The following is a 19,095-nucleotide window of genomic DNA, read 5'->3' as shown; positions in this document are numbered from 1 at the left end:
CCCTGTGGACACGGCGCTGCCCACGCCGGGGCAACGAATTTCGTTGGATCCACACCCACAACCTTTAACGAAAAGTGCACCGTGTTTTAGGGCGGCCGGTAACCTACAACTTCCGTTGGAAATGCCTGTGCGTTGACGTGCTGTCCGGCATGGTCAACCAGCACCGTCAGGGTGGCGCTGCCGCCCGAGCAGACTGCAGCAAGCTACCACGCTGCGCCGGGTAAGGCTGTCGTCAGCGATCTCTCGGTCGGGGTGGCGGGATTTGAACCCACGGCCTCTTCGTCCCGAACGAAGCGCGCTACCAAGCTGCGCCACACCCCGCTTGAAGCCACGACAGCCTATCGCACCGGACCGTTGACTAGCCAAACCGCAGGTCCGACCGTCACGTCCATCGACAGGAGCGCTCGAATTCCACCAGCGCCGCAGCCGGCCCGGCCGGATCGAGCCCCTGGGCACTGACCCACTCGTCGGAAAAGTAGGTGTCGGCGTAGCGATCGCCGCTGTCGGCGAGCAGTGTGACCACCGAGCCGCTGCGGCCCTGCTTGACCATCTCGGCGAGCAGTCCGAACGCGCCCCAGAGGTTGGTGCCGGTAGACGGTCCCACTCGGCGCCCCAGAACGGCGCTGACATGCCGGGCGGCAGCGATCGACGCCGCGTCGGGGACCGCCACCATGCGGTCGACCACACCGGGCAGAAACGACGGCTCGACCCGCGGCCGGCCGATGCCCTCGATACGGGACGATGTGGGCATGACGATGTCGTACCGGCCTTCGGAGTACGCGGGGAAGAACGCGGAATTCTCCGGATCGACGACGCACAGCCGGGTCGCGTGCCGTCGGTAGCGGATGTAGCGGCCGATCGTCGCGCTGGTTCCGCCGGTGCCCGCACCCACGACGATCCATTCCGGGGTGGGGTGCTTCTCTTCGCGCATTTGCACGTAGATCGACTCGGCGATGTTGTTGTTGCCGCGCCAGTCGGTTGCGCGCTCCGCGTTGGTGAACTGGTCCAGATAGTGGCCGCCGGTTTCCTTGGCGACGCGCTCCGCCTCGGCGTACACCTGACTTGAATTCTGGACGAAATGACAACGGCCACCTTGTGATTCGATCAACGCGATTTTGGAAGCGCTGGTCGCGGCCGGCATCACGGCGATGAACGGCAGACCCAGCAGCGCCGCGAAATAGGCCTCGGACACCGCCGTTGAACCCGACGATGCCTCCACCACCGTGGTGTTCTCGTTGATCCAGCCGTTGCATAGCGCATAGAGGAACAACGAACGTGCCAACCGGTGTTTGAGACTGCCGGTGATATGGGTCGTCTCGTCCTTGAGGTACAGCTCGACGTCGACATCCGTGCACCAGGCAGCGGGCAGTGGGTAGCGCAGCAGGTGGGTGTCGGCGCTACGGCGGGCGTCCGCCTCGATCAACCGGATCGCGTTGTCCGTCCAGCTCCGGGATAGGCTGCGGACCGCGATACAGGCCCCGCCGCTCAACGCACCGACACTGTCGGCTGTGAGCGGCCCAGGTTGCTGCTCGAATCGCGCCCGCCCATTGGGGTCGCGATCAACGTCAGCAGGGTTGCTTCGGGCCGGCAGCAGAATCTCACCGGCGCAAACGGCGAAGTGCCGATCCCGGCGGAGACGTGCAGCCGCATGTTTGCACCCCATTGTGACGCTCCTTTGGCCCGGGAGCGGTCCAGACCGCAGTTAGTGACCAGCGCCCCGTACAACGGCAGGCACAGCTGCCCGCCGTGGGTGTGGCCGGCCAGCACCAACTGGTAACCATCGGCGGCGAAGCGGTCCAACACCCGCGGCTCCGGTGAATGGGTGAGCCCCAGCCGCAGGTTGGCGGCCGGGCTGGCCGGGCCGGCGATGGTGTCGTAGCGGTCTCGGTCGATATGCGGGTCGTCGACGCCCGCAGCGGCGATGTGCAGACCGGCAACTTCGAACTCGCGGCGGGTATGGGTTAGGTCGAGCCACCCACGTTCGGTGAACGCCGCCCGCAGATCCTGCCAGGGCAGCGCTGCTCCGCGGACGCGGTGATCCGGGCTGGTCAGATAGTTCATTGGGTTCTTCAGGCGCGGCCCAAAGTAGTCGTTGCTGCCGAACACGAAGACACCCGGCCGGGACAGCAGATCGCTCAGGGTTTGGACGACGGCGGGCACCGCCTTGGGGTGAGCCAGGTTGTCACCGGTGTTGACGACCAGATCCGGCTCCCAGCTGGCGAGCTCGCGCAGCCAGGCCTGTTTGCGGTGCTGGTTGGGCAGCATATGCAGATCGCTGATGTGCAGCACCCGCAGCGGTGTGGAGCCCGGAGTCAAGACTGGCATGGTCACCTCGCGCAGGACGAATGCATTGCGCTCGACCAGCGCAGCGTAACCAATCCCGGCGATGGCCGAGCCCAACGCCACGGCGCCGGTGCGGATCAAGGTGGGCAAGACAGCAGCCATGCACGCAGCCTACTGCCGGTCGAGGTCTGATCGCGCGTCTGCAGCGGCACGAGGGCCATTGGGAGGGTCTACGGGGGAGGCGCTGGGGGTGGTGGCGCCAGCAGCGGAATGGTGATCGGCGGCAGCCCCGGAATCTCCACCACCTGCGATCCGACCGGCGGTGGCGGCCCACCATCCTCGGGCAGCGGTGGCGGAGGCGGAGCCGGCGGGATGCCGTTGCTGATCTGGATCGTGACGATCGAACCCGGAATTGTTTGACCGCTGGGCGACGTTCCGACCACCTCGCCATACTTGGCGGAGCTGTTGACCGAGTTGGTTTGGTCGGCGACCTGGAAGCCCGCGTCCTTGAGGCGCTGGCGTGCGGCGTCGACATCCAGACCGGCCACGCTTGGTACCCGTGAGCCTGGTGCGCCGTCGACATAGCGTGGATCGGTCGGTGGTAGCTGCACTTCGCCGAAGTTGTTGGCGATCGGCTTCATCGCGGCGAACCAGGTGCGGGATGGCTCGTTGCCGCCGTACAAGTCGCCGCTGCCGCAATGGCGCAGCGGGCCGGAACACAGATCTGTCGGCGAGCTGGAGTCGTCGTAGATGTAGTTCGCCGCCGCGTAGCGGTTGGTGAAGCCCACGAAGCCGGCCGACCGGTGCGCCTCGGTGGTGCCGGTTTTGCCGGACATCGGCAGATCCCAGCCCGCCGCGCCGGCGGAACCGGCCGCCGTGCCGCTGCCCACGGCGTCCTTGCTCATCGCGTTGGCGAGGGTGTTCGCCAGCCCTGCGGGCACCACCTGGTCGCACGTCTCGGTGGTGACCGCGACTTCGTTGCCGTTGCGGTCGATGAGCTGGTCGATTGGGTTGGGGGGGCACCACACGCCGCCGGATGCCAACGTGGCCGCCACGTTGGACAGCTCCAGCGCGTTTAACTCGATGGGGCCGAGGGTGAACGAACCGAGGTTCTGTCGTTTGACGAAGTCAGCCAAGCTCTCATTGCTGTCGGGGTTGTAGTCGCGTGCGGTGCCGGGATTCGCATAAGACCTCAGCCCGAGTTTGATGGCCATATCGACCGCACGCCCCACCCCGACCTGCGAGATCAGCTTGGCGAACGCGGTGTTTGGCGAGGTTGCCAGCGCGTCGGTGACATTCATCGAGCCGCGGTAGTTGCCGGCGTTCACCACACACCAGGTCTCTTTGGGGCACCCCTTTGCCCCGCCACTTCCCAGACCTTTGGCCTGGAATCGGGGCGGCACGTCGAGTTGGGCGTTAATACCCATGCCCATGTCCAGAGCAGCGGCCGTGGTGAAGATCTTGAAGATAGACCCGGCGCCGTCGCCAACCAGGGAGAATGGCTGCGGCCGCATGGTTTCGCCGGCTTCTAGATCCAGCCCGTATTTGCGGTTGCTGGCCATGGCCAACACCTTGTGCGCATCCTTACCCGGTTTGATCACGCTCATCACGCTGGAAATACCGGCCAGGTTCGGGCTGGCGTACTTGTCGATGGCGGCCTTGACCGGTGCCTGCACCTCTGGGTCCAGGGTGGTGCGGATCAGGTACCCGCCCTTGGCGACCTGCTCCTTGCTGATCCCGGCCCGAGACAGGTACTCCTGGACGTAGTCGCAGAAGAATGCGCGGTCGCCGGCCGCGATGCAGCCGCGCGGCAACTCATTGGGCTGCGGCAGTACCCCCAGCGGCTCGGCCTTGGCGGCACGCAACGCCTCCGCCTCCCCGGGAAGGTTCTCGATCATGGTGTCGAGGACCACGTTCCGCCGGGCCAGCGCGCCGTCGGGGTTGGTGTACGGGTTGAGCGTGCTGGTCGATTGCACCATGCCGGCCAGCAGCGCCGCTTGCTGCCAATTCAGGTCGGACGCGTTGATGCCGAAGTACGTTTGCGCCGCGTCCTGCACGCCGAACGAGTTATTGCCGAACGAGACCAGGTTCAAGTATCGGGTCAGGATTTCAGATTTTGTGAAGGTCTTGTCCAGCGTGAGTGCCATCCGGATCTCGCGAAGCTTGCGGGCCGGAGTGGTTTCGACGGCCGCTCGCTTCTCGGCATCGGTTTGGGCTGTCACCAGCAGTTGGTAGTTCTTCACGTACTGTTGTTCGAGCGTCGAGCCGCCGCGCGTGTCGAGGTCGCCGGACGCGTAGCCCGCCAGGCCGGTCAGGGTGCCCTTCCAGTCCACGCCGCTGTGGTCGGCGAACCGCTTATCTTCAATCGAGACGATCGCCAGCTTCATCGTGTTGGCGATCTTGTCCGAGGGCACCTCGAACCGGCGCTGCGAGTACAGCCACGCGATCGTGTTGCCCTTCGCGTCGACCATCGTCGATACCGCAGGCACTTGCCCCTCGAGCAGCTGGGCCGAGCCGTTGGCAACGACCTCAGAGGCACGATTGGACATCAGCCCTAGCCCGCCTGCGAACGGGAACGTCAGCGCAGTGGCGACGACACTGGCCAACAGACAACACCCAGCCAGCTTCAGAACGGTGATCGCGGCCGGGAGGCGCTCGGGCATGCGTACTACAGTAGCGACCTCCTGTCACTCCACCGTGCCGCTTGGTCTAATAGAATCTTTCCGCGGGCGGGTGAGTCACTGCGGGATCGGGGCGGGCGCGATATTTGCGGCTGCGTCACTGGTCAGGCCCCCTAAACGGGACCGAAGCGGCGGCATTTCCCCCGGCCGATCCAGACAAGACGGCACGCTCGTCCCAAAAAAGCGTTATCGTACTGTTGCGCAATTGGCACACGACCACCTAACTTATACAGATCAGTGAGATACAGGTAACACCGATGTGCATGGTGTGGCGTCGCTCGCAGCATCGGCTGTTTCCGAGGAGGGCGGTCGCACACGGCGGCCGGGAGGAAGGGATCAGCTCGTGTCAGGAACACGTCCAGCCGCTCGAAGGACTAACCTCACGGCTGCACAGAACGTGGTACGCAGCGTAGACGCGGAAGAGCGGATCGCGTGGGTATCCAAGGCGCTGTGCCGGACTACCGACCCTGACGAACTCTTTGTTCGGGGAGCTGCACAACGCAAGGCCGCGGTGATCTGCCGTCACTGTCCGGTAATGCAAGAGTGTGCGGCAGATGCGCTGGACAACAAGGTCGAGTTCGGTGTTTGGGGTGGCATGACCGAGCGCCAGCGCAGGGCTCTGCTCAAGCAACATCCCGAGGTGGTTTCGTGGTCGGACTACCTTGAGAAGCGCAAGCGCCGCACCGGCACCGCCGGATAGCCACTCAGGGACTGCGGATAGGTGTCGCGGTCCCGTCGCTTCTGATTACGGTTTGGTTACAGCAAAAGCCATTCATTTCTAATTGGCTTGTGCCCAATAGGAACTGGCTTGTGCCCAATAGCCGGATCCCGGTCAGATGTTGTACGGCCCGCATCGTCGCCGACCGTCACTGATGGGCCGGTTCCTCAGCGGCCTGCTGCGCGGCCCGCATCGTCGCCGACCGTCACTGATGGGCCGGTTCCTCAGCGGCCCGCTGCGCGGCCCGCATCGTCGCCGACCGTGGTGAGCTGATCGGCGAGCGCCCGCAGCGCTTCCAGGTCAGAGACGTCAAACGGGAGCGACGGTACCCCAACGACCGGCACGGTGGGGTTGGCTCCGGTGAACCGGGACAGCAGCCGGATCTCCCGTTTGGCTGTCTGCCCGCGCTCGGCATGGATACGCAGCACCGCTGCGGCCAGCGATGTGGCGTCGGAGTCGGTGGTCTCGGCATCCAACGTTTCGGCGGCGTCGATTGCCCGCTCGATCGGCAATGCGCACAGCATCGGGTGCGTGCGGTTGAAGACCAGCCCCGCTAGCGGCATGCTCTCCTGCGATAGCCGGTCGACGAAGAAGGACGCCTCGCGCAGTGCGTCGGGTTCGGCCGCCGACACCACGACGAACAGGGTGCCGCGCCGTTTCAACAACGCGTAAGTGCGGTCTGCCTTCTCGCGGAAACCACCGAACGTGGCGTCCAGCGATTGAACGAACGCTGCTGCGTCGGCCAGCATCTGGGAACCGAGCACGGTGGACAACGCCTTCATGGCCAATCCCATCACGCCGGTGATCAGCCGCCCGATGCCCCGGCCGGGAGCGAGTAACAGCCTCCACAGCCGACTATCCATGAAGCTGCCCAGTCGCTTTGGCGCGTCTAAGAAGTCCAGCGCGTTACGCGACGGCGGAGTGTCTACCACAATCAGGTCCCAGCGGTCCTGGCTTAGCAGTTGACCCAGCTTCTCCATAGCCATGTACTCTTGGGTGCCGGCAAGCGATGTGGCGACGGTCTGATAGAACTGGTTGTCCAGAATCGATTGCGCCCGTTCGGGTCCAGAGTATTGCATAACCATTTCGTCAAACGTGCGGCGCATGTCGAGCATCATCGCGTGTAGCTCGCCGGGAACCTCGGGTGCCAATGGCACGCGTTGTGGTGTGTTGCCAAGATCGTTGATCCCCAGCGCTTGTGCCAATCGCTTGGCTGGGTCAATCGTCAAAACGACTACAGTGCGGCCATATTCGGCCGCGCGCAACGCCAGCGCGGCCGCGGTAGTGGTCTTGCCGACCCCACCGGCGCCGCAGCACACCACCACCCGGTTGGATGTGTCGGCCAGGATTGCGCCCATATCGAGGGTCTTCGGTGTGACACTCATCGAACCCCCTGCTGGGCAAGTGATTCCGAGAGCTCGTAGAGGCTGCCAAGGTCGACGCCGTCAGAGACCGTCGGCAATTCCAATCGCGGAACCTGCAAGGCGTCAAGCTGTTGTGCGATTTCGGCGCGAGCGGTGATTCGGGTGGCATGCTGGATGGTCTCGGTAAGCAGGCCGGCGAAATCGGCGTCGGGAAGCTTGACCCCGGCCATCAACAACCCGGCCCGCACCGAGTCTGCATCGACCTCGCCCTCGGCGGCCTTCGCCAAGTCCTGAGGCTCCAAATGGGCGGGGATGTTGCGGTTCACGATCACACTGCCGATCGGCAGTTCCATCTGCGCAAGCTCCTCGATGGCTTCCAGTGTCTCCTGCACCGGCAGCGCTTCTAACAGAGTGACCAAATGGATGGCGGTCTGGTTGGAGTGCAGTAACTTCACCACGCCTTCGCTTTGCGCATGCACCGGTCCGCCCTTGGCCAGATCGGACACCGCCTTGGTGACATCCAGGAAGCGCGCGATGCGCCCGGTCGGAGGCGCATCGACGACGATTGCGTCATAGACCGGCAGCTTGTTCTTGTCGAGGCGCACCACCGTCTCCTTGATCTTGCCGGTGAGCAGCACGTCGCGCAGACCGGGCGCGATCGTCGTCGCGAACTCGACCGCGCCGATACGGCGCATGGCCCGGCCTGCGATACCGAGGTTGTAAAACATGTCGAGGTATTCCAGGAAGGCGGCCTCGATGTCGATTGCCAAGGCGTTGACCTGGCCGCCGCGCTCGGCGGTCGCGATCTTAAGTTCCTGGTAGGGCAGTGGCGGGACGTCGAAGAGTTGCGCAATCCCCTGGCGCCCCTCGACTTCGACGAGTAGGACTTTGCGGCCGCCCGCTGCCAGCGTCAGCGCGAGCGCGGCCGCGATCGTCGACTTCCCGGTACCGCCTTTGCCGGTGACAAGGTGCAGTCGGACCCCCGACAAGCGTGACGGCCAGCCGACGGAACTACCGCCGCTAGATGTGGTTGCCACCATGGCATGCTAGCCCGATGGCCTCGCGATCTTTCCGGGCTACCGGGCTGAGCGGAGCGGGTCCAGTCCGACCGATAAGCTCGCGTCATGACCCAACCCACCGCATGGGAGTACGCCACGGTCCCGCTGTTGACGCACGCCACCAAACAGATCCTCGACCAGTGGGGAGCCGATGGCTGGGAGCTGGTGGCGGTGCTGCCCGGGCCCACCGGTGAGCAGCACGTCGCCTACCTGAAGCGCCCGAAGTAGGAGGTATCGGGGTTAATGAGCGCTAAAGCCCGATTAGGGCAACTCGGTGTCACGCTACCGCAAGTGGCGGCGCCGCTGGCGGCCTACGTTCCAGCTGTGCGCACCGGCAACCTGGTCTACACCGCGGGCCAGCTGCCGTTGGAGGCCGGCAAGCTGGTGCGGACCGGCAAGCTCGGCGCCGACGTCAACCCGGAGGAGGGCAAGACGCTCGCGCGGATCTGCGCGCTCAATGCGCTGGCAGCCGTTGATTCGCTGGTGGATCTCGACGCGGTGACCCGGGTGGTCAAAGTCGTCGGGTTTGTCGCTTCGGCACCGGGGTTTCACGGCCAGCCGAGCGTGATCAACGGGGCCTCCGACCTGCTGGCCGAGGTGTTCGGCGATAGCGGCGCGCATGCGCGTTCGGCGGTCGGCGTATCCGAGCTACCGTTGGATGCGCCGGTGGAAGTCGAGTTGATCGTGGAGGTCGGCTAGCGGCCGATGTCGAAGACAGCTGAGTCGCTGACCCATCCCGCCTACGGCCAGCTGCGCGCGGTCACCGACACCGCGTCGGTCCTGTTGGCCGACAACCCCGGTTTGCTGACGTTGGACGGCACCAACACCTGGGTGCTGCGCGGCCCGCTCAGTGACGAGCTGGTCGTTGTCGATCCAGGCCCGGACGACGACGAACACCTGGCACGGGTTGCCGCGCTTGGCCGCATCGCGTTGGTACTGATCAGTCATCGTCATGGCGACCACACCAGCGGCATCGACAAACTGGTCGCGCTGACCGGGGCGCCGGTACGGGCCGCGGATCCGCAGTTCTTGCGACGTGATGGGGAGACGCTGACCGACGGGGAAGTGATCGACGTTGCCGGGTTAACCATTACCGTGTTGGCCACCCCTGGCCACACCGCAGATTCGCTGTCATTTGTCCTCGACGACGCCGTGTTGACCGCCGACACCGTGTTGGGTTGCGGGACCACCGTCATCGACAAGGAAGACGGCAGCCTAGCCGACTACTTGGAATCGCTGCACCGGCTGCGTGGCCTGGGCCGGCGGACCGTGCTGCCGGGGCACGGGCCGGACTTGCTCGACCTGGAAGCGATTGCATCGGGATACCTGCTGCACCGGCACGAACGTCTGGAGCAGATACGCGCCGCGTTGCGGGATCTCGGTGACGACGCCACGGTCCGCGAGGTCGTCGAACACGTCTACCTCGACGTTGACGAAAAGCTTTGGAATGCGGCCGAATGGTCGGTGCAGGCACAACTGGACTATCTGCGGACTCGGTAGCGCGAGCAGCCGCACAATCGCACAAAATCCGTCGTTTGCGTGCGACTCTGTGTCTGCTGGGCGTGAGGAATCTAGCTCGCTCGGTTGCGCCCGCGCTGCGCGCTTACCTCGCTCGGCGGGCCAGTCTTTCGGAGTCAGAGATCAGCACGCTCTTGCCCTCAAGGCGGATCCAGCCGCGGTGAGCGAAATCAGCCAGTGCCTTGTTCACCGTCTCGCGTGAGGCCCCGACCAGCTGGGCGATTTCTTCCTGTGTCAGGTCGTGGGTGACCCGCAATGCGCCACCTTCCTGGGTGCCGAAGCGCTGGGCGAGCTGCAACAGCTGCTTGGCCACCCGACCGGGCACATCGGTGAAGATGAGGTCGGCCAGGTTGTTGTTGGTGCGGCGAAGCCGGCGGGCCAGCACCCGCAGCAGCTGTTCGGAGATCTCGGGACGATCGGCGATCCATGACCGCAGCGCGTCGCGGTCCATCGACACCGCCCGCACCTCGGTGATCGTGGTCGCGCTGGACGTGCGCGGACCCGGGTCGAAGATCGACAACTCGCCGAACATGTCCGACGGGCCCATGATGGTTAGCAGGTTTTCTCGGCCGTCTGGTGCCCGGCGACCGATCTTGACCTTCCCCAAGATGATGATGTACAGCCGATCGCCCGGCTCCCCTTCCGCGAAGACCGTGTGTCCACGGGGGAAGTCGACGGGCTGCAGCTGTTTCGTCAGTGCGGCGATTGCGCTGGGCTCCACGCCTTGGAAGATTCCTGCCCTGGCCAGGATCTCGTCCACGTTGCCTCTTCAACTTTCCGACGAAGTGATACGGGCGCACTAACCGTTTGCCAACGAGAAGAGTCTAGAGGTAGGCCAACCGGTTCGCCGTGCCAACGCTACACGTGATTTGCGTGTCGAGCCGTTCTAAACTGCGGATTGGGCTGGCCATGCCGGGGTGGCTCGACGGGGCTATCGAGATCGGTGACAAACAGCGGCCCGGCATACCGTGGCCCAGCGCCAGACCCAAGCGGCGGTGAATCGGTGATTCGCCGGGCTTGACGTCGATGCAGGTAATCCAGCGCCTCCGGCATTCCATTCCGAGCGAGCGTATGCACATCCACGGCCTCGGCCTGCTCGAGAAACTCCGCGACGTCGGTCGCCGTGACCGTGTCTCGGGCCAGAAACCTTTCCAGCCGTCCCAACCCGAGGGTCGCCAGCATCAACAACCCAGGAACGCAGGCCACGAGCAACCATGACACAAGGAGAGTAAACATGGCTTCGAATCAACACGAGGTCTCAGTGAGATCACGAAATCAGTACTCTGTCGTAGGTGACAGCGGCGAAGTCATCCAGATCGAAGCCAGCGGCGCGTGCCGCCGACGTGCCCGGGCGCTGGTCTGCAGAAACCCGGCTCGCCTTGGTGCGACGGGCGCGGCGAATGAATCGCGCTTTGGCACAGGCATTTCCGCACGTATACTGCGAGCTGGACTTCACCACGCCGCTCGAGCTAGCCGTGGCAACCATACTTTCGGCGCAGAGCACCGACAAACGGGTGAATTTGACGACGCCAGCCTTGTTCGCGCGGTATCGGACGGCACGGGACTACGCCCAGGCGGATCGCACCGAGCTCGAGAGCCTCATCCGCCCCACCGGCTTCTACCGCAACAAAGCGGCCTCTCTCATCGGCCTGGGGCAGGCCCTAGTTGAGCGGTTTGGCGGTGAGGTGCCGGCCACCATGGACAAGTTGGTGACGTTGCCCGGGGTGGGGCGCAAAACCGCCAATGTCATCCTGGGTAACGCATTCGGTATCCCCGGAATCACGGTGGATACTCATTTCGGACGATTGGTGCGCCGGTGGCGCTGGACCACCGCAGAGGACCCGGTCAAGGTGGAGCAGGCGGTCGGTGAGCTGATCGAACGCAAGGAGTGGACCTTGCTCAGCCACCGAGTGATCTTTCACGGACGGCGGGTGTGCCACGCCCGCAGACCGGCGTGTGGTGTTTGTGTGCTTGCCAAAGACTGCCCCTCCTTCGGGCTTGGCCCCACTGAACCGCTGCTCGCGGCGCCCCTGGTCCAGGGCCCCGAGACCGATCACCTGCTGGCCCTGGCTGGACTGTAATGCCAAGCCTGCCAACAACCCCCGCTGAGACCGCAATGACGACGTTAACCGGAAAGACCCGCTGGACCATCGCGATCCTGGCGGTGGTGGCAGCGCTGATGGCGGCGCTGGTTGCCCAACTGCATGACTATTCCGCCTCGAGCATGATCAGCCAGCGGCCCGCCCCGCGCGAACATCGCGACGGCGATACCCCGGAAGCATTGGCTTGGTCCCGGCAGCGCGCAAACCTGCCGCCCTGTCCCGCGGCAGGTAACGGTCCGGGTGCGGCGGCACTACGCGGTGTTGTGGTGGTGTGTGCGGGCGACGGTTCGGCCGTCGACGTCGCCCGCGCGCTGGCCGGACGTCGGGTGGTCATCAATCTGTGGGCGCATTGGTGCGCGCCGTGCATGACCGAGCTGCCCGTGATGGCCGAATATCAACGACGGGTCGGGCCCGCCGTGCTGGTCGTGACGGTGCATCAGGACCAGAACGAGGCGGCCGCGCTGTCGCGGCTGGCCGATCTCGGCGTCCGGTTGCCGACGCTGCAGGATGACCGCCGCAGGGTGGCGGCCGCGCTGCGGGTCGCAAATGTGATGCCCGCGACGGTGGTTCTGCGGCCGGACGGTAGCGTTGCCCAGACCCTGCCGCGGGCTTTCGGCAGTGCCGACGAGATCGTGGCTGCGGTCGGGAACGACGCGGGATGAGTACGGTTGCGGTGCGGGCCGCGTAGCCGGTCCGGCCTGCTCTGAGCAGGTGGGCTCCACTCGGCGGTGATGTGGGCCGGGTTAGCGGCTTGAAGAGGAGCTGGGCAACTTTGGACCCAAAGGAGGCGCCGATGAGTGCTGGGGGTACCCCCCTGCAAGCGGGAGCGACCCCCACCGGTTCACGGGGGACGGTTGCCCTGCGGCCTGATGCCGGCCCGTCCTGGCTGCGTCCACTGGTCGACAACGTTGGCCAGATACCCGACGCCTACCGGCGTCGGTTGCCCGCCGATGTGCTGGCGATGGTGACGGCCGCCGGGGCTGTGTCGGCAATGACATCGTCGCGCCGGGATCACCGCGAGGCGGCCGTTCTGGTGCTGTTTTCTGGCCCGGAGGCCGGGCCAGGCGACGGTGGTGTTCCAGACGACGCCGACCTACTGCTGACCGTGCGGGCCTCGACATTGCGCCACCATGCCGGCCAGGCGGCTTTTCCCGGCGGTGTGGTCGACCCCGCCGACGACGGGCCGGTGGCCACCGCCTTGCGCGAGGCGAACGAAGAAACCGGGATTGACCCGTCCAGGCTGCATCCGCTGGCCACCATGGAGCGGACGTTCATTGCGCCGTCGCGGTTCCATGTTGTCCCGGTGCTGGCGTACTCGCCGGATCCCGGGCCGGTGGCCGTCGTCAACGAGGCCGAAACGGCGATAGTCGCGCGGGTACCGGTGCGCGCCTTCATCAATCCGGCCAATCGGCTCATGGTGTACCGCCGCCCGCACACTCGTCGCTGGGCCGGGCCGGCGTTCCTGTTAAACCAGATGCTGGTATGGGGCTTCACTGGCCAGGTGATTTCCGCGGTGCTCGATGTCGCGGGCTGGGCACAACCCTGGGACACCGGTGACATCCGCGAGTTGGACGCGGCAATGGTGCTGGTCGACGACGAGAGTGACCCGCGATGAATTCGATGACCCCGTCGCAGTGGCTGGATATCGCCGTCTTGGCGGTCGCATTTATTGCAGCCATCTCCGGCTGGCGTGCCGGTGCGCTGGGCTCAATGCTGTCGTTTGGCGGGGTGCTGCTGGGCGCGACAGCCGGCGTGCTGCTGGCGCCGCATATCGTCAGTCAAATCAGCGCTCCGCGGGCCAAACTGTTTGCCGCGCTGTTCCTGATCCTGGCACTGGTCGTAGTCGGCGAGGTCGCTGGTGTGGTGCTGGGCCGCGCCGTCCGCGGGGCGATCCGTAACCGGCCGATCCGGTTGATCGACTCGGTCATTGGGGTAGGGGTGCAGCTGGTCGTGGTGCTCACCGCGGCGTGGTTGTTGGCGATGCCGCTGACACAGTCGAAAGAGCAGCCCGAGCTGGCTGCCGCGGTGAAGGGTTCGCGGGTGCTCGCCCGGGTCAACGAGGCGGCACCCACCTGGCTGAAGACGGTGCCCAAGCGGCTGTCGGCCCTGCTGAACACCTCCGGCCTGCCCGCGGTTTTGGAGCCGTTCAGCCGCACGCCGGTCATTCCAGTGGCCTCACCCGACCCAGCGCTGGTCAACAATCCGGTGGTGGCGGCCACCGAGCCAAGTGTCGTCAAAATCCGCAGCCTGGCACCCAGATGCCAGAAAGTGTTGGAGGGCACCGGCTTCGTGATCTCACCCGATCGGGTGATGACAAACGCGCACGTGGTGGCCGGATCCAACAACGTCACGGTGTATGCCGGCGACAAGCCCTTCGAGGCCACGGTGGTGTCCTACGACCCGTCGGTCGACGTAGCGATCCTGGCCGTTCCGCACTTGCCGCCGCCGCCGCTGGTCTTCGCTGCGGAGCCGGCGAAAACCGGTGCCGACGTTGTGGTGCTGGGTTATCCCGGCGGCGGCAATTTCACTGCCACACCCGCCAGGATTCGCGAGGCCATCAGACTCAGTGGCCCCGATATTTACCGGGACCCGGAGCCGGTTACCCGCGACGTGTACACCATCAGAGCCGATGTGGAGCAAGGTGATTCGGGTGGGCCCCTGATCGACCTCAACGGTCAGGTGCTCGGTGTGGTGTTCGGCGCAGCCGTCGACGACGCCGAAACTGGGTTTGTGCTGACGGCCGGCGAGGTGGCGGGGCAGCTTGCCAAAATCGGTGCTACCCAACCGGTCGGCACCGGGGCCTGCGTCAGCTGAGCTGGTGCACCTGCTCGAGGAAACGCATCAGATGTCGGTTGACTTCCTCCGGCGCCTCTTCGTGGCTGAAATGTCCTGCGCCGGCAATGGATATGTACCGCCCGTGTGGTGCGTAGCGCTGGGTGCGCTCTACCGGGTCGGCCAGCACGTAAGGGTCGGCGTCGCCTCGTAAGTGCAGCAGCGGCATCCCCAGTTGCTGTGTCATCGCCCTGATGAATCGCCGCCCTTCGCTGCGCAGCTGGCTGCGTACCGCCCAGCGCTGGTACTCGAGTGCGCAATGCGCCGCCGCCGGGATCTGGATCGCCTGTCGAAGGTGGTCGATTGCTTGCGAGAAGTCCTCGGATGCAAGCCATTTGGCGCAGCCACGGGCGCGCACGAGGCGCTCGATCTCCGCTGCGTTGTTGCGGGTCAGCAAGCGCTCCGGCCAGATCGGCAGCTGGTAACGCAGCAATGTCGGCAACAGTGCGTGCCGCTGATCACGCCGGGTCAGCGTGGATCGCCGTAGCGCGGCGGGGTGCGGTGAGCTGATCAGCGCTATGGCGCGCACCAGCCGCGAATGCAGCAGCGCGGTGGTCCAGCAGGCCAGTCCGCCATCGGCGTGGCCGACCAGCGTCGCCGATGGGTGCCCGAGCGCACGGATGAGACCGGCCGTATCGCCGGCCAGCGTCCAGCCGTCGTACCCGCGGGGCGGTTTGTCGCTGCCGCCGTAGCCGCGCAGATCGACCGCGACCACCCGCGCCCCGGTCAGGCCGCACAACTGATGACGCCAGGACCACCAGAACGAGCCGAAACCATGGAGCAGTATGACCAGCGGCCTCGCCAGGGCCGGCTGGATGGGGGGCGTAGCCGCATCCGGGCCCTCCGGCTGGCCGGACGGCACAGCCTCGACGACGTGGAATCGGATGCCGTTGGCGTGCACGTCCAGATGACGCCATGGCCCGGCGATGCGGGTCATCGACGGATCTGGTGCCGCCATCTACCAACCCGAGGGGTCAACCGGCGTCGCGCGATCAGATGTGATGGGTTTTGGTGTCACAGGGGTTTTGTCATGGCCCGGGGTAAGTGCGGTGCGCGTCTCTTTGACCGACGCAATGGTCTGCCGCGGTCCCCGGATGCGCCGGACTTTCAGGAAACCCAAGAGGGCCAACACGGCGGTGACCACGACCATTATGGCGAACACGAGCAAGAAAGCCACCCAGCGCCAGATCCAGGTATCGAGCAGTTCGGCGAGGAAAAAGAAGAAAAAGAAGGTGGAGTAGAACCCGACCACCAGCGAGGAGATGAAGAAAACACTGCCGGTCAGTCCCTTCTTGACGTCCCGGGTGATCTCGGCGCGGGCCAGCTCGACCTCGGCTCGGACCAGCGTCGACATCTGCGTTGTCGCGTCTTTGATCAGGTCACCGATCGACGGCTCAGCAGGTCCGGCGTGCGGGTCGGCCAACGGAATCGTGGTCAGCGTGCTGGGCACACCGTTCTTGCGATCGATCTTGCTCACAGACGGTCCTCTCGATTCGATTGCTCGGCTCGCCCTCGCCAGCGGCGGTACCCCACCCTAGGCCGTCATCCGGCCCGCATCGTCGCCGAGCTCGGTTCGATTGCTCGGCTCCTCCTCGGGCCGTCATCCGGCCCGCATCGTCGCCGAGCGGTTCGGCTGGCATCGCGGTTCATGTTGCCATGCGGTGCGGTGCCATACGAGGCCAGCCAACACCAAGGGCGGCGGGACAGAGTTAGCCACGTCTTGACGTGTGCGGCCGTTTGAACAGAGGCCGATGTTGCGGTGCGATCGTCTAAACTGGCGGATCTGTTCTCAAGTGTCTGACGATATGACGGGAGCATTGCGTTGCAGACGGCGCACAGGCGCTTTGCCGCGGCATTCGCGGCCGTGCTTTTGGCCGTTGTGTGCCTACCTGCGAACACCGCGGCAGCCGACGACAAGCTACCGCTGGGCGGTGGTGCGGGCATCGTCGTCAACGGGGACACCATGTGCACCCTAACCACCATCGGCCATGACAAGAACGGTGACCTCATCGGCTTCACTTCCGCCCACTGTGGGGGCCCGGGCGCGCAGATCGCCGCTGAGGGTGCCGAGAACGCGGGCCCGGTAGGCATCATGGTCGCCGGCAACGACGGCCTGGACTACGCGGTGATCAAGTTCGACCCGGCCAAGGTGACCCCGGTGGCCGTCTTCAACGGGTTTGCGATCAACGGCATTGGCCCGGACCCGTCGTTCGGCCAGATCGCCTGCAAGCAGGGCCGCACCACCGGTAACTCGTGCGGGGTTACCTGGGGGCCAGGGGAAAGTCCGGGCACCCTTGTGATGCAGGTCTGCGGCGGACCGGGCGACTCCGGTGCGCCGGTGACCGTCGACAATCTGCTGGTCGGGATGATCCACGGTGCATTCAGCGACAATCTGCCGAGTTGCATCACCAAATACATCCCGCTGCACACCCCGGCGGTGGTGATGTCGATCAACGCCGACCTGGCCGACATCAACGCCAAGAACCGGCCGGGCGCGGGATTCGTCCCGGTACCGGCCTGAGTTGGCTGGGCTGACCCGGTTGATCGTGCCGCGACCTACTTGGCGGCCCGGATCGCGTCGAATACGGTGGGATCGAGCAGCGTCGACGTGTCGCCAAGCTCACGGTTTTCCGCGACGTCGCGCAGCAGTCGACGCATGATTTTGCCGCTACGAGTCTTGGGTAGTTCGGGCACTACGTGGACGTCGCGTGGCCGTGCGATGGGCGAGATCACTCGAGCCACTTCGGTGCGCAACTCTTCGGCTGTGCGGTCATGGGGGGCGTAGTTGGCGCGTAGCACGACGAACGCACAGATGGCCTGGGTCGTGGTCTCGTCGGTAACCCCGACCACCGCCGCCTCGGCCACGCCAGAGTGAGCGACCAGCGCCGATTCCACCTCGGCGGTCGAGATCCGGTGCCCGGACACGTTCATCACGTCGTCGATGCGGCCTAGTACCCAGATCGCGCCGTCGGGGTCTATGCGAGCGCCGTCCCCGGCGAAGTAGTAGCCCTTGTCGGAAAATTTGGACCAGTAAGCGTGCCAATACCGCGCGGGGTCGCCCCAGATGCCGCGCAACATCGACGGCCACGGCTGGTCTAGGACGAGGTACCCGGTAACATGCTGGGCGCCCTCGGTGTGCGGTGGCAACGGATCACCGTGATCGTCGACGATCTTGGCCGAGATCCCGGGCAGCGGCGTCATCGCTGAACCCGGCTTGGCCGCAGCGATTCCGGGCAGCGGGGAGATCATCGCGGAGCCGGTCTCGGTCTGCCACCAGGTGTCTACCAGCGGGGTGCGTCCGCCGCCGATGACATCGCGGTACCAACGCCAAGCCTCGGGGTTGATCGGTTCGCCGACCGACCCCAGCAGCCGCAGGCTGGACAGGTCGTGGCTGTCGGGGATCTCACGGCCCCACTTCATAAACATCCGGATGAGGGTGGGGGCGGTGTAATAGATTGTCACGCCGTATTTTTCGATGATCTGGAAATGCCGGTGTCGGTCGGGGGTATCCGGCGTGCCCTCGTAGAGAACCTCGGTGACTCCGTTGCACAGCGGGCCGTAGACGCCGTAGGTGTGGCCGGTGACCCAGCCGATATCGGCGGTGCACCAGAACACGTCGCTGTCCGGCTTGACATCGAAAATGGTGCGCATCGTGTAGCAACACTGAGTGAGATAGCCGCCGCTGGTGTGCATAATGCCTTTGGGCTTGCCGGTGGTGCCTGACGTGTACAGCAGGAACAGCGGGTGCTCGGAATCGAAAGGCTCCGGGGTGTGTGCCGGTGAAGCTGAGCCGACGACATGGTGCCACCACAGGTCGCGGCCCTCGCTCCAGGCCATCTCAATTCCCGTGCGCCGCACCACCAGAACATGCTCGACCGAGCAGTCGGGGATCGCTGCAAGGGCCTCGTCAGCGGCCGCCTTGAGGGGCGATGGCTTGCCGCGCCGAAACTGCCCGTCCGCGGTGATCAGCAGCTTGGCTTGGGCGTCGACGATCCGGGCCTGCAAGGCCGCAGCGGTGAACCCGCCGAAAACAACGCTATGCATGATGCCTAGCCGGGCACAGGCCAGCATGGCGATCACGGCCTCAGGGATCAACGGCAGGTAGATGGCGACGCGGTCACCGGCCACCAGACCGAGGTCGGTGAGCGCGTTCGCGGCTTTGGACACCTCGGCAAGCAGATCGGAATAGGTCAGCGTGCGCCGGTCGCCGACCGGCTCGCCTTCCCAGTGGATGGCTACCCGATCTCCGTGGCCGGCCTCGACGTGACGATCCACACAGTTGTAGGCGACGTTGAGCTCGCCGCCCACGAACCACTTGGCGAACGGCGCCCCCGACCAGTCCAACACCTCGGTGAACGGCGTCGTCCAGGACAGTCGGTTGGCCTGCTTGGCCCAAAAAGCCAGCCGGTCTTCCTCGGCCTCGCGGTAAAGCTCGGCGCGGGCGTTCGCGTGCTCGGCGAAGTGCGCTGGCGGCGGGTATGACGAGGAGACTTCGGGGGTGGACTCACTCACGGATGTGAGCCTAACCGCGCGACGATA

The 19,095-nt window shown here is 65.4% G+C and carries 19 protein-coding genes and 1 tRNA gene; 9 read left to right on the top strand and 11 right to left on the bottom strand.

Annotation, left to right across the window (positions count from 1 at the left end):
* Positions 1-247 precede the first annotated feature (247 nt).
* The 4 genes from MCAN_RS19470 to ponA2 form a co-directional block, all read right to left on the bottom strand.
* Positions 248-321: transfer RNA gene (locus MCAN_RS19470), tRNA-Pro, on the bottom strand.
* Between the two features lie 61 nt (positions 322-382).
* Entirely contained in the window at positions 383-1,489 is a 1,107-nt protein-coding gene (gene cds1, locus MCAN_RS19465; RefSeq protein ID WP_003419750.1) for an L-cysteine desulfhydrase Cds1, read from the bottom strand.
* On the bottom strand, positions 1,486-2,445 hold the full coding sequence (locus MCAN_RS19460) for a metallophosphoesterase (RefSeq protein WP_014001885.1): 960 nt from the start codon (positions 2,443-2,445) through the stop codon (positions 1,486-1,488). Before MCAN_RS19460 ends, cds1 begins: the two co-directional genes overlap by 4 nt.
* A 68-nt stretch (positions 2,446-2,513) precedes the next feature.
* Entirely contained in the window at positions 2,514-4,946 is a 2,433-nt protein-coding gene (gene ponA2 / locus MCAN_RS19455) for a transglycosylase/D,D-transpeptidase PonA2 (RefSeq protein WP_014001884.1), read from the bottom strand.
* 361 nt (positions 4,947-5,307) lie between these two features.
* Between ponA2 and whiB4 the strand changes: the two genes are divergently transcribed.
* Positions 5,308-5,664, top strand: coding sequence for a transcriptional regulator WhiB4 (whiB4, locus tag MCAN_RS19450; protein ID WP_003419743.1), 357 nt, complete (start codon positions 5,308-5,310; stop codon positions 5,662-5,664).
* Positions 5,665-5,906: 242 nt separating this feature from the next.
* On the opposite strand, the gene MCAN_RS19445 is transcribed toward whiB4, so the two are convergent.
* Both MCAN_RS19445 and MCAN_RS19440 read right to left on the bottom strand, forming a co-directional pair.
* Positions 5,907-7,067, bottom strand: a complete 1,161-nt coding sequence (locus MCAN_RS19445; RefSeq protein ID WP_014001883.1) for an ArsA family ATPase — start codon at positions 7,065-7,067, stop codon at positions 5,907-5,909.
* On the bottom strand, positions 7,064-8,086 hold the full coding sequence (locus tag MCAN_RS19440) for an ArsA-related P-loop ATPase (protein WP_014001882.1): 1,023 nt from the start codon (positions 8,084-8,086) through the stop codon (positions 7,064-7,066). Before MCAN_RS19440 ends, MCAN_RS19445 begins: the two co-directional genes overlap by 4 nt.
* Positions 8,087-8,170: 84 nt before the next feature.
* On the opposite strand from MCAN_RS19440, the gene MCAN_RS19435 reads away from it, so the two are divergent.
* The 3 genes from MCAN_RS19435 to MCAN_RS19425 are packed head-to-tail and all read left to right on the top strand — an operon-like array spanning position 8,171 to position 9,604.
* Positions 8,171-8,332 (top strand): DUF4177 domain-containing protein, encoded by a 162-nt coding sequence (locus MCAN_RS19435; RefSeq protein ID WP_003419736.1) that lies wholly within the window; start codon positions 8,171-8,173, stop codon positions 8,330-8,332.
* Between the two features lie 15 nt (positions 8,333-8,347).
* Positions 8,348-8,803 carry a RidA family protein gene (locus tag MCAN_RS19430; protein WP_003419733.1) on the top strand — a complete coding sequence of 152 codons (456 nt, stop codon included), beginning with the start codon at positions 8,348-8,350 and terminating at the stop codon, positions 8,801-8,803.
* A 6-nt stretch (positions 8,804-8,809) separates the two neighbouring features.
* On the top strand, positions 8,810-9,604 hold the full coding sequence (locus MCAN_RS19425; protein ID WP_003419731.1) for an MBL fold metallo-hydrolase: 795 nt from the start codon (positions 8,810-8,812) through the stop codon (positions 9,602-9,604).
* A 103-nt stretch (positions 9,605-9,707) separates the two neighbouring features.
* Here MCAN_RS19425 and crp read toward each other — a convergent pair whose 3' ends face one another.
* Together crp and MCAN_RS19415 are read right to left on the bottom strand one after the other, a co-directional pair.
* Complete coding sequence (gene crp, locus MCAN_RS19420; protein WP_014001881.1) at positions 9,708-10,382, bottom strand: cAMP-activated global transcriptional regulator CRP; 675 nt, start codon at positions 10,380-10,382, stop codon at positions 9,708-9,710.
* A gap of 98 nt (positions 10,383-10,480) precedes the next feature.
* Positions 10,481-10,858 (bottom strand): hypothetical protein, encoded by a 378-nt coding sequence (locus tag MCAN_RS19415; protein WP_003899635.1) that lies wholly within the window; start codon positions 10,856-10,858, stop codon positions 10,481-10,483.
* Between the two features lie 107 nt (positions 10,859-10,965).
* Between MCAN_RS19415 and nth the strand changes: the two genes are divergently transcribed.
* From nth to marP, 4 genes are all read left to right on the top strand, one after another.
* The gene (gene nth, locus MCAN_RS19410; RefSeq protein WP_003419724.1) at positions 10,966-11,703 is read left to right on the top strand and encodes an endonuclease III; all 738 of its coding nucleotides are present in this window, start codon (positions 10,966-10,968) and stop codon (positions 11,701-11,703) included.
* Positions 11,704-11,738: 35 nt separating this feature from the next.
* A complete protein-coding gene (locus tag MCAN_RS19405; RefSeq protein WP_041180179.1) occupies positions 11,739-12,386 on the top strand; it encodes a TlpA family protein disulfide reductase in 648 nt (215 codons plus the stop codon).
* A 131-nt stretch (positions 12,387-12,517) separates the two neighbouring features.
* Entirely contained in the window at positions 12,518-13,339 is an 822-nt protein-coding gene (locus tag MCAN_RS19400; RefSeq protein ID WP_014001879.1) for an NUDIX hydrolase, read from the top strand.
* A 5-nt stretch (positions 13,340-13,344) separates the two neighbouring features.
* Positions 13,345-14,538, top strand: a complete 1,194-nt coding sequence (marP, locus tag MCAN_RS19395) for an acid resistance serine protease MarP (RefSeq protein WP_014001878.1) — start codon at positions 13,345-13,347, stop codon at positions 14,536-14,538.
* Here marP and MCAN_RS19390 read toward each other — a convergent pair.
* Both MCAN_RS19390 and MCAN_RS19385 read right to left on the bottom strand, forming a co-directional pair.
* A complete protein-coding gene (locus MCAN_RS19390) occupies positions 14,531-15,514 on the bottom strand; it encodes an alpha/beta fold hydrolase (protein ID WP_014001877.1) in 984 nt (327 codons plus the stop codon). The two genes, marP and MCAN_RS19390, sit on opposite strands and share 8 nt — an antisense overlap.
* Positions 15,515-16,033: a phage holin family protein gene (locus MCAN_RS19385; protein WP_014001876.1), complete on the bottom strand. Its 519-nt coding sequence runs from the start codon at positions 16,031-16,033 to the stop codon at positions 15,515-15,517. It lies immediately after the preceding gene.
* A gap of 345 nt (positions 16,034-16,378) precedes the next feature.
* Here MCAN_RS19385 and MCAN_RS19380 point away from each other — a divergent pair, with 345 nt between their 5' ends.
* Positions 16,379-17,077: a protease gene (locus MCAN_RS19380; protein WP_003419708.1), complete on the top strand. Its 699-nt coding sequence runs from the start codon at positions 16,379-16,381 to the stop codon at positions 17,075-17,077.
* Between the two features lie 35 nt (positions 17,078-17,112).
* Here the strand turns inward: MCAN_RS19380 and acs are convergent, their stop codons facing one another.
* Positions 17,113-19,068 (bottom strand): acetate--CoA ligase, encoded by a 1,956-nt coding sequence (gene acs / locus MCAN_RS19375; RefSeq protein WP_014001875.1) that lies wholly within the window; start codon positions 19,066-19,068, stop codon positions 17,113-17,115.
* Positions 19,069-19,095: the final 27 nt, after the last annotated feature.

The sequence above is a fragment of the Mycobacterium canetti CIPT 140010059 genome (assembly GCF_000253375.1).
GTDB classification, from domain to species: domain Bacteria; phylum Actinomycetota; class Actinomycetes; order Mycobacteriales; family Mycobacteriaceae; genus Mycobacterium; species Mycobacterium tuberculosis.
This window is presented reverse-complemented; position numbering and strand designations above follow the sequence as displayed.

Coding starts and splice junctions, on each gene's coding strand:
- MCAN_RS19460 (WP_014001885.1), bottom strand. CDS start 2,445: ATGGCTGCTGTCTTGCCCACCTTGATCCGCACCGGCGCCGTGGCGTTG.
- MCAN_RS19400 (WP_014001879.1), top strand. CDS start 12,518: ATGAGTGCTGGGGGTACCCCCCTGCAAGCGGGAGCGACCCCCACCGGT.
- marP (WP_014001878.1), top strand. CDS start 13,345: ATGACCCCGTCGCAGTGGCTGGATATCGCCGTCTTGGCGGTCGCATTT.
- MCAN_RS19435 (WP_003419736.1), top strand. CDS start 8,171: ATGACCCAACCCACCGCATGGGAGTACGCCACGGTCCCGCTGTTGACG.
- MCAN_RS19405 (WP_041180179.1), top strand. CDS start 11,739: ATGACGACGTTAACCGGAAAGACCCGCTGGACCATCGCGATCCTGGCG.
- MCAN_RS19430 (WP_003419733.1), top strand. CDS start 8,348: ATGAGCGCTAAAGCCCGATTAGGGCAACTCGGTGTCACGCTACCGCAA.
- ponA2 (WP_014001884.1), bottom strand. CDS start 4,946: ATGCCCGAGCGCCTCCCGGCCGCGATCACCGTTCTGAAGCTGGCTGGG.
- MCAN_RS19440 (WP_014001882.1), bottom strand. CDS start 8,086: ATGGTGGCAACCACATCTAGCGGCGGTAGTTCCGTCGGCTGGCCGTCA.
- MCAN_RS19425 (WP_003419731.1), top strand. CDS start 8,810: ATGTCGAAGACAGCTGAGTCGCTGACCCATCCCGCCTACGGCCAGCTG.
- MCAN_RS19415 (WP_003899635.1), bottom strand. CDS start 10,858: ATGTTTACTCTCCTTGTGTCATGGTTGCTCGTGGCCTGCGTTCCTGGG.
- MCAN_RS19445 (WP_014001883.1), bottom strand. CDS start 7,067: ATGAGTGTCACACCGAAGACCCTCGATATGGGCGCAATCCTGGCCGAC.
- MCAN_RS19390 (WP_014001877.1), bottom strand. CDS start 15,514: ATGGCGGCACCAGATCCGTCGATGACCCGCATCGCCGGGCCATGGCGT.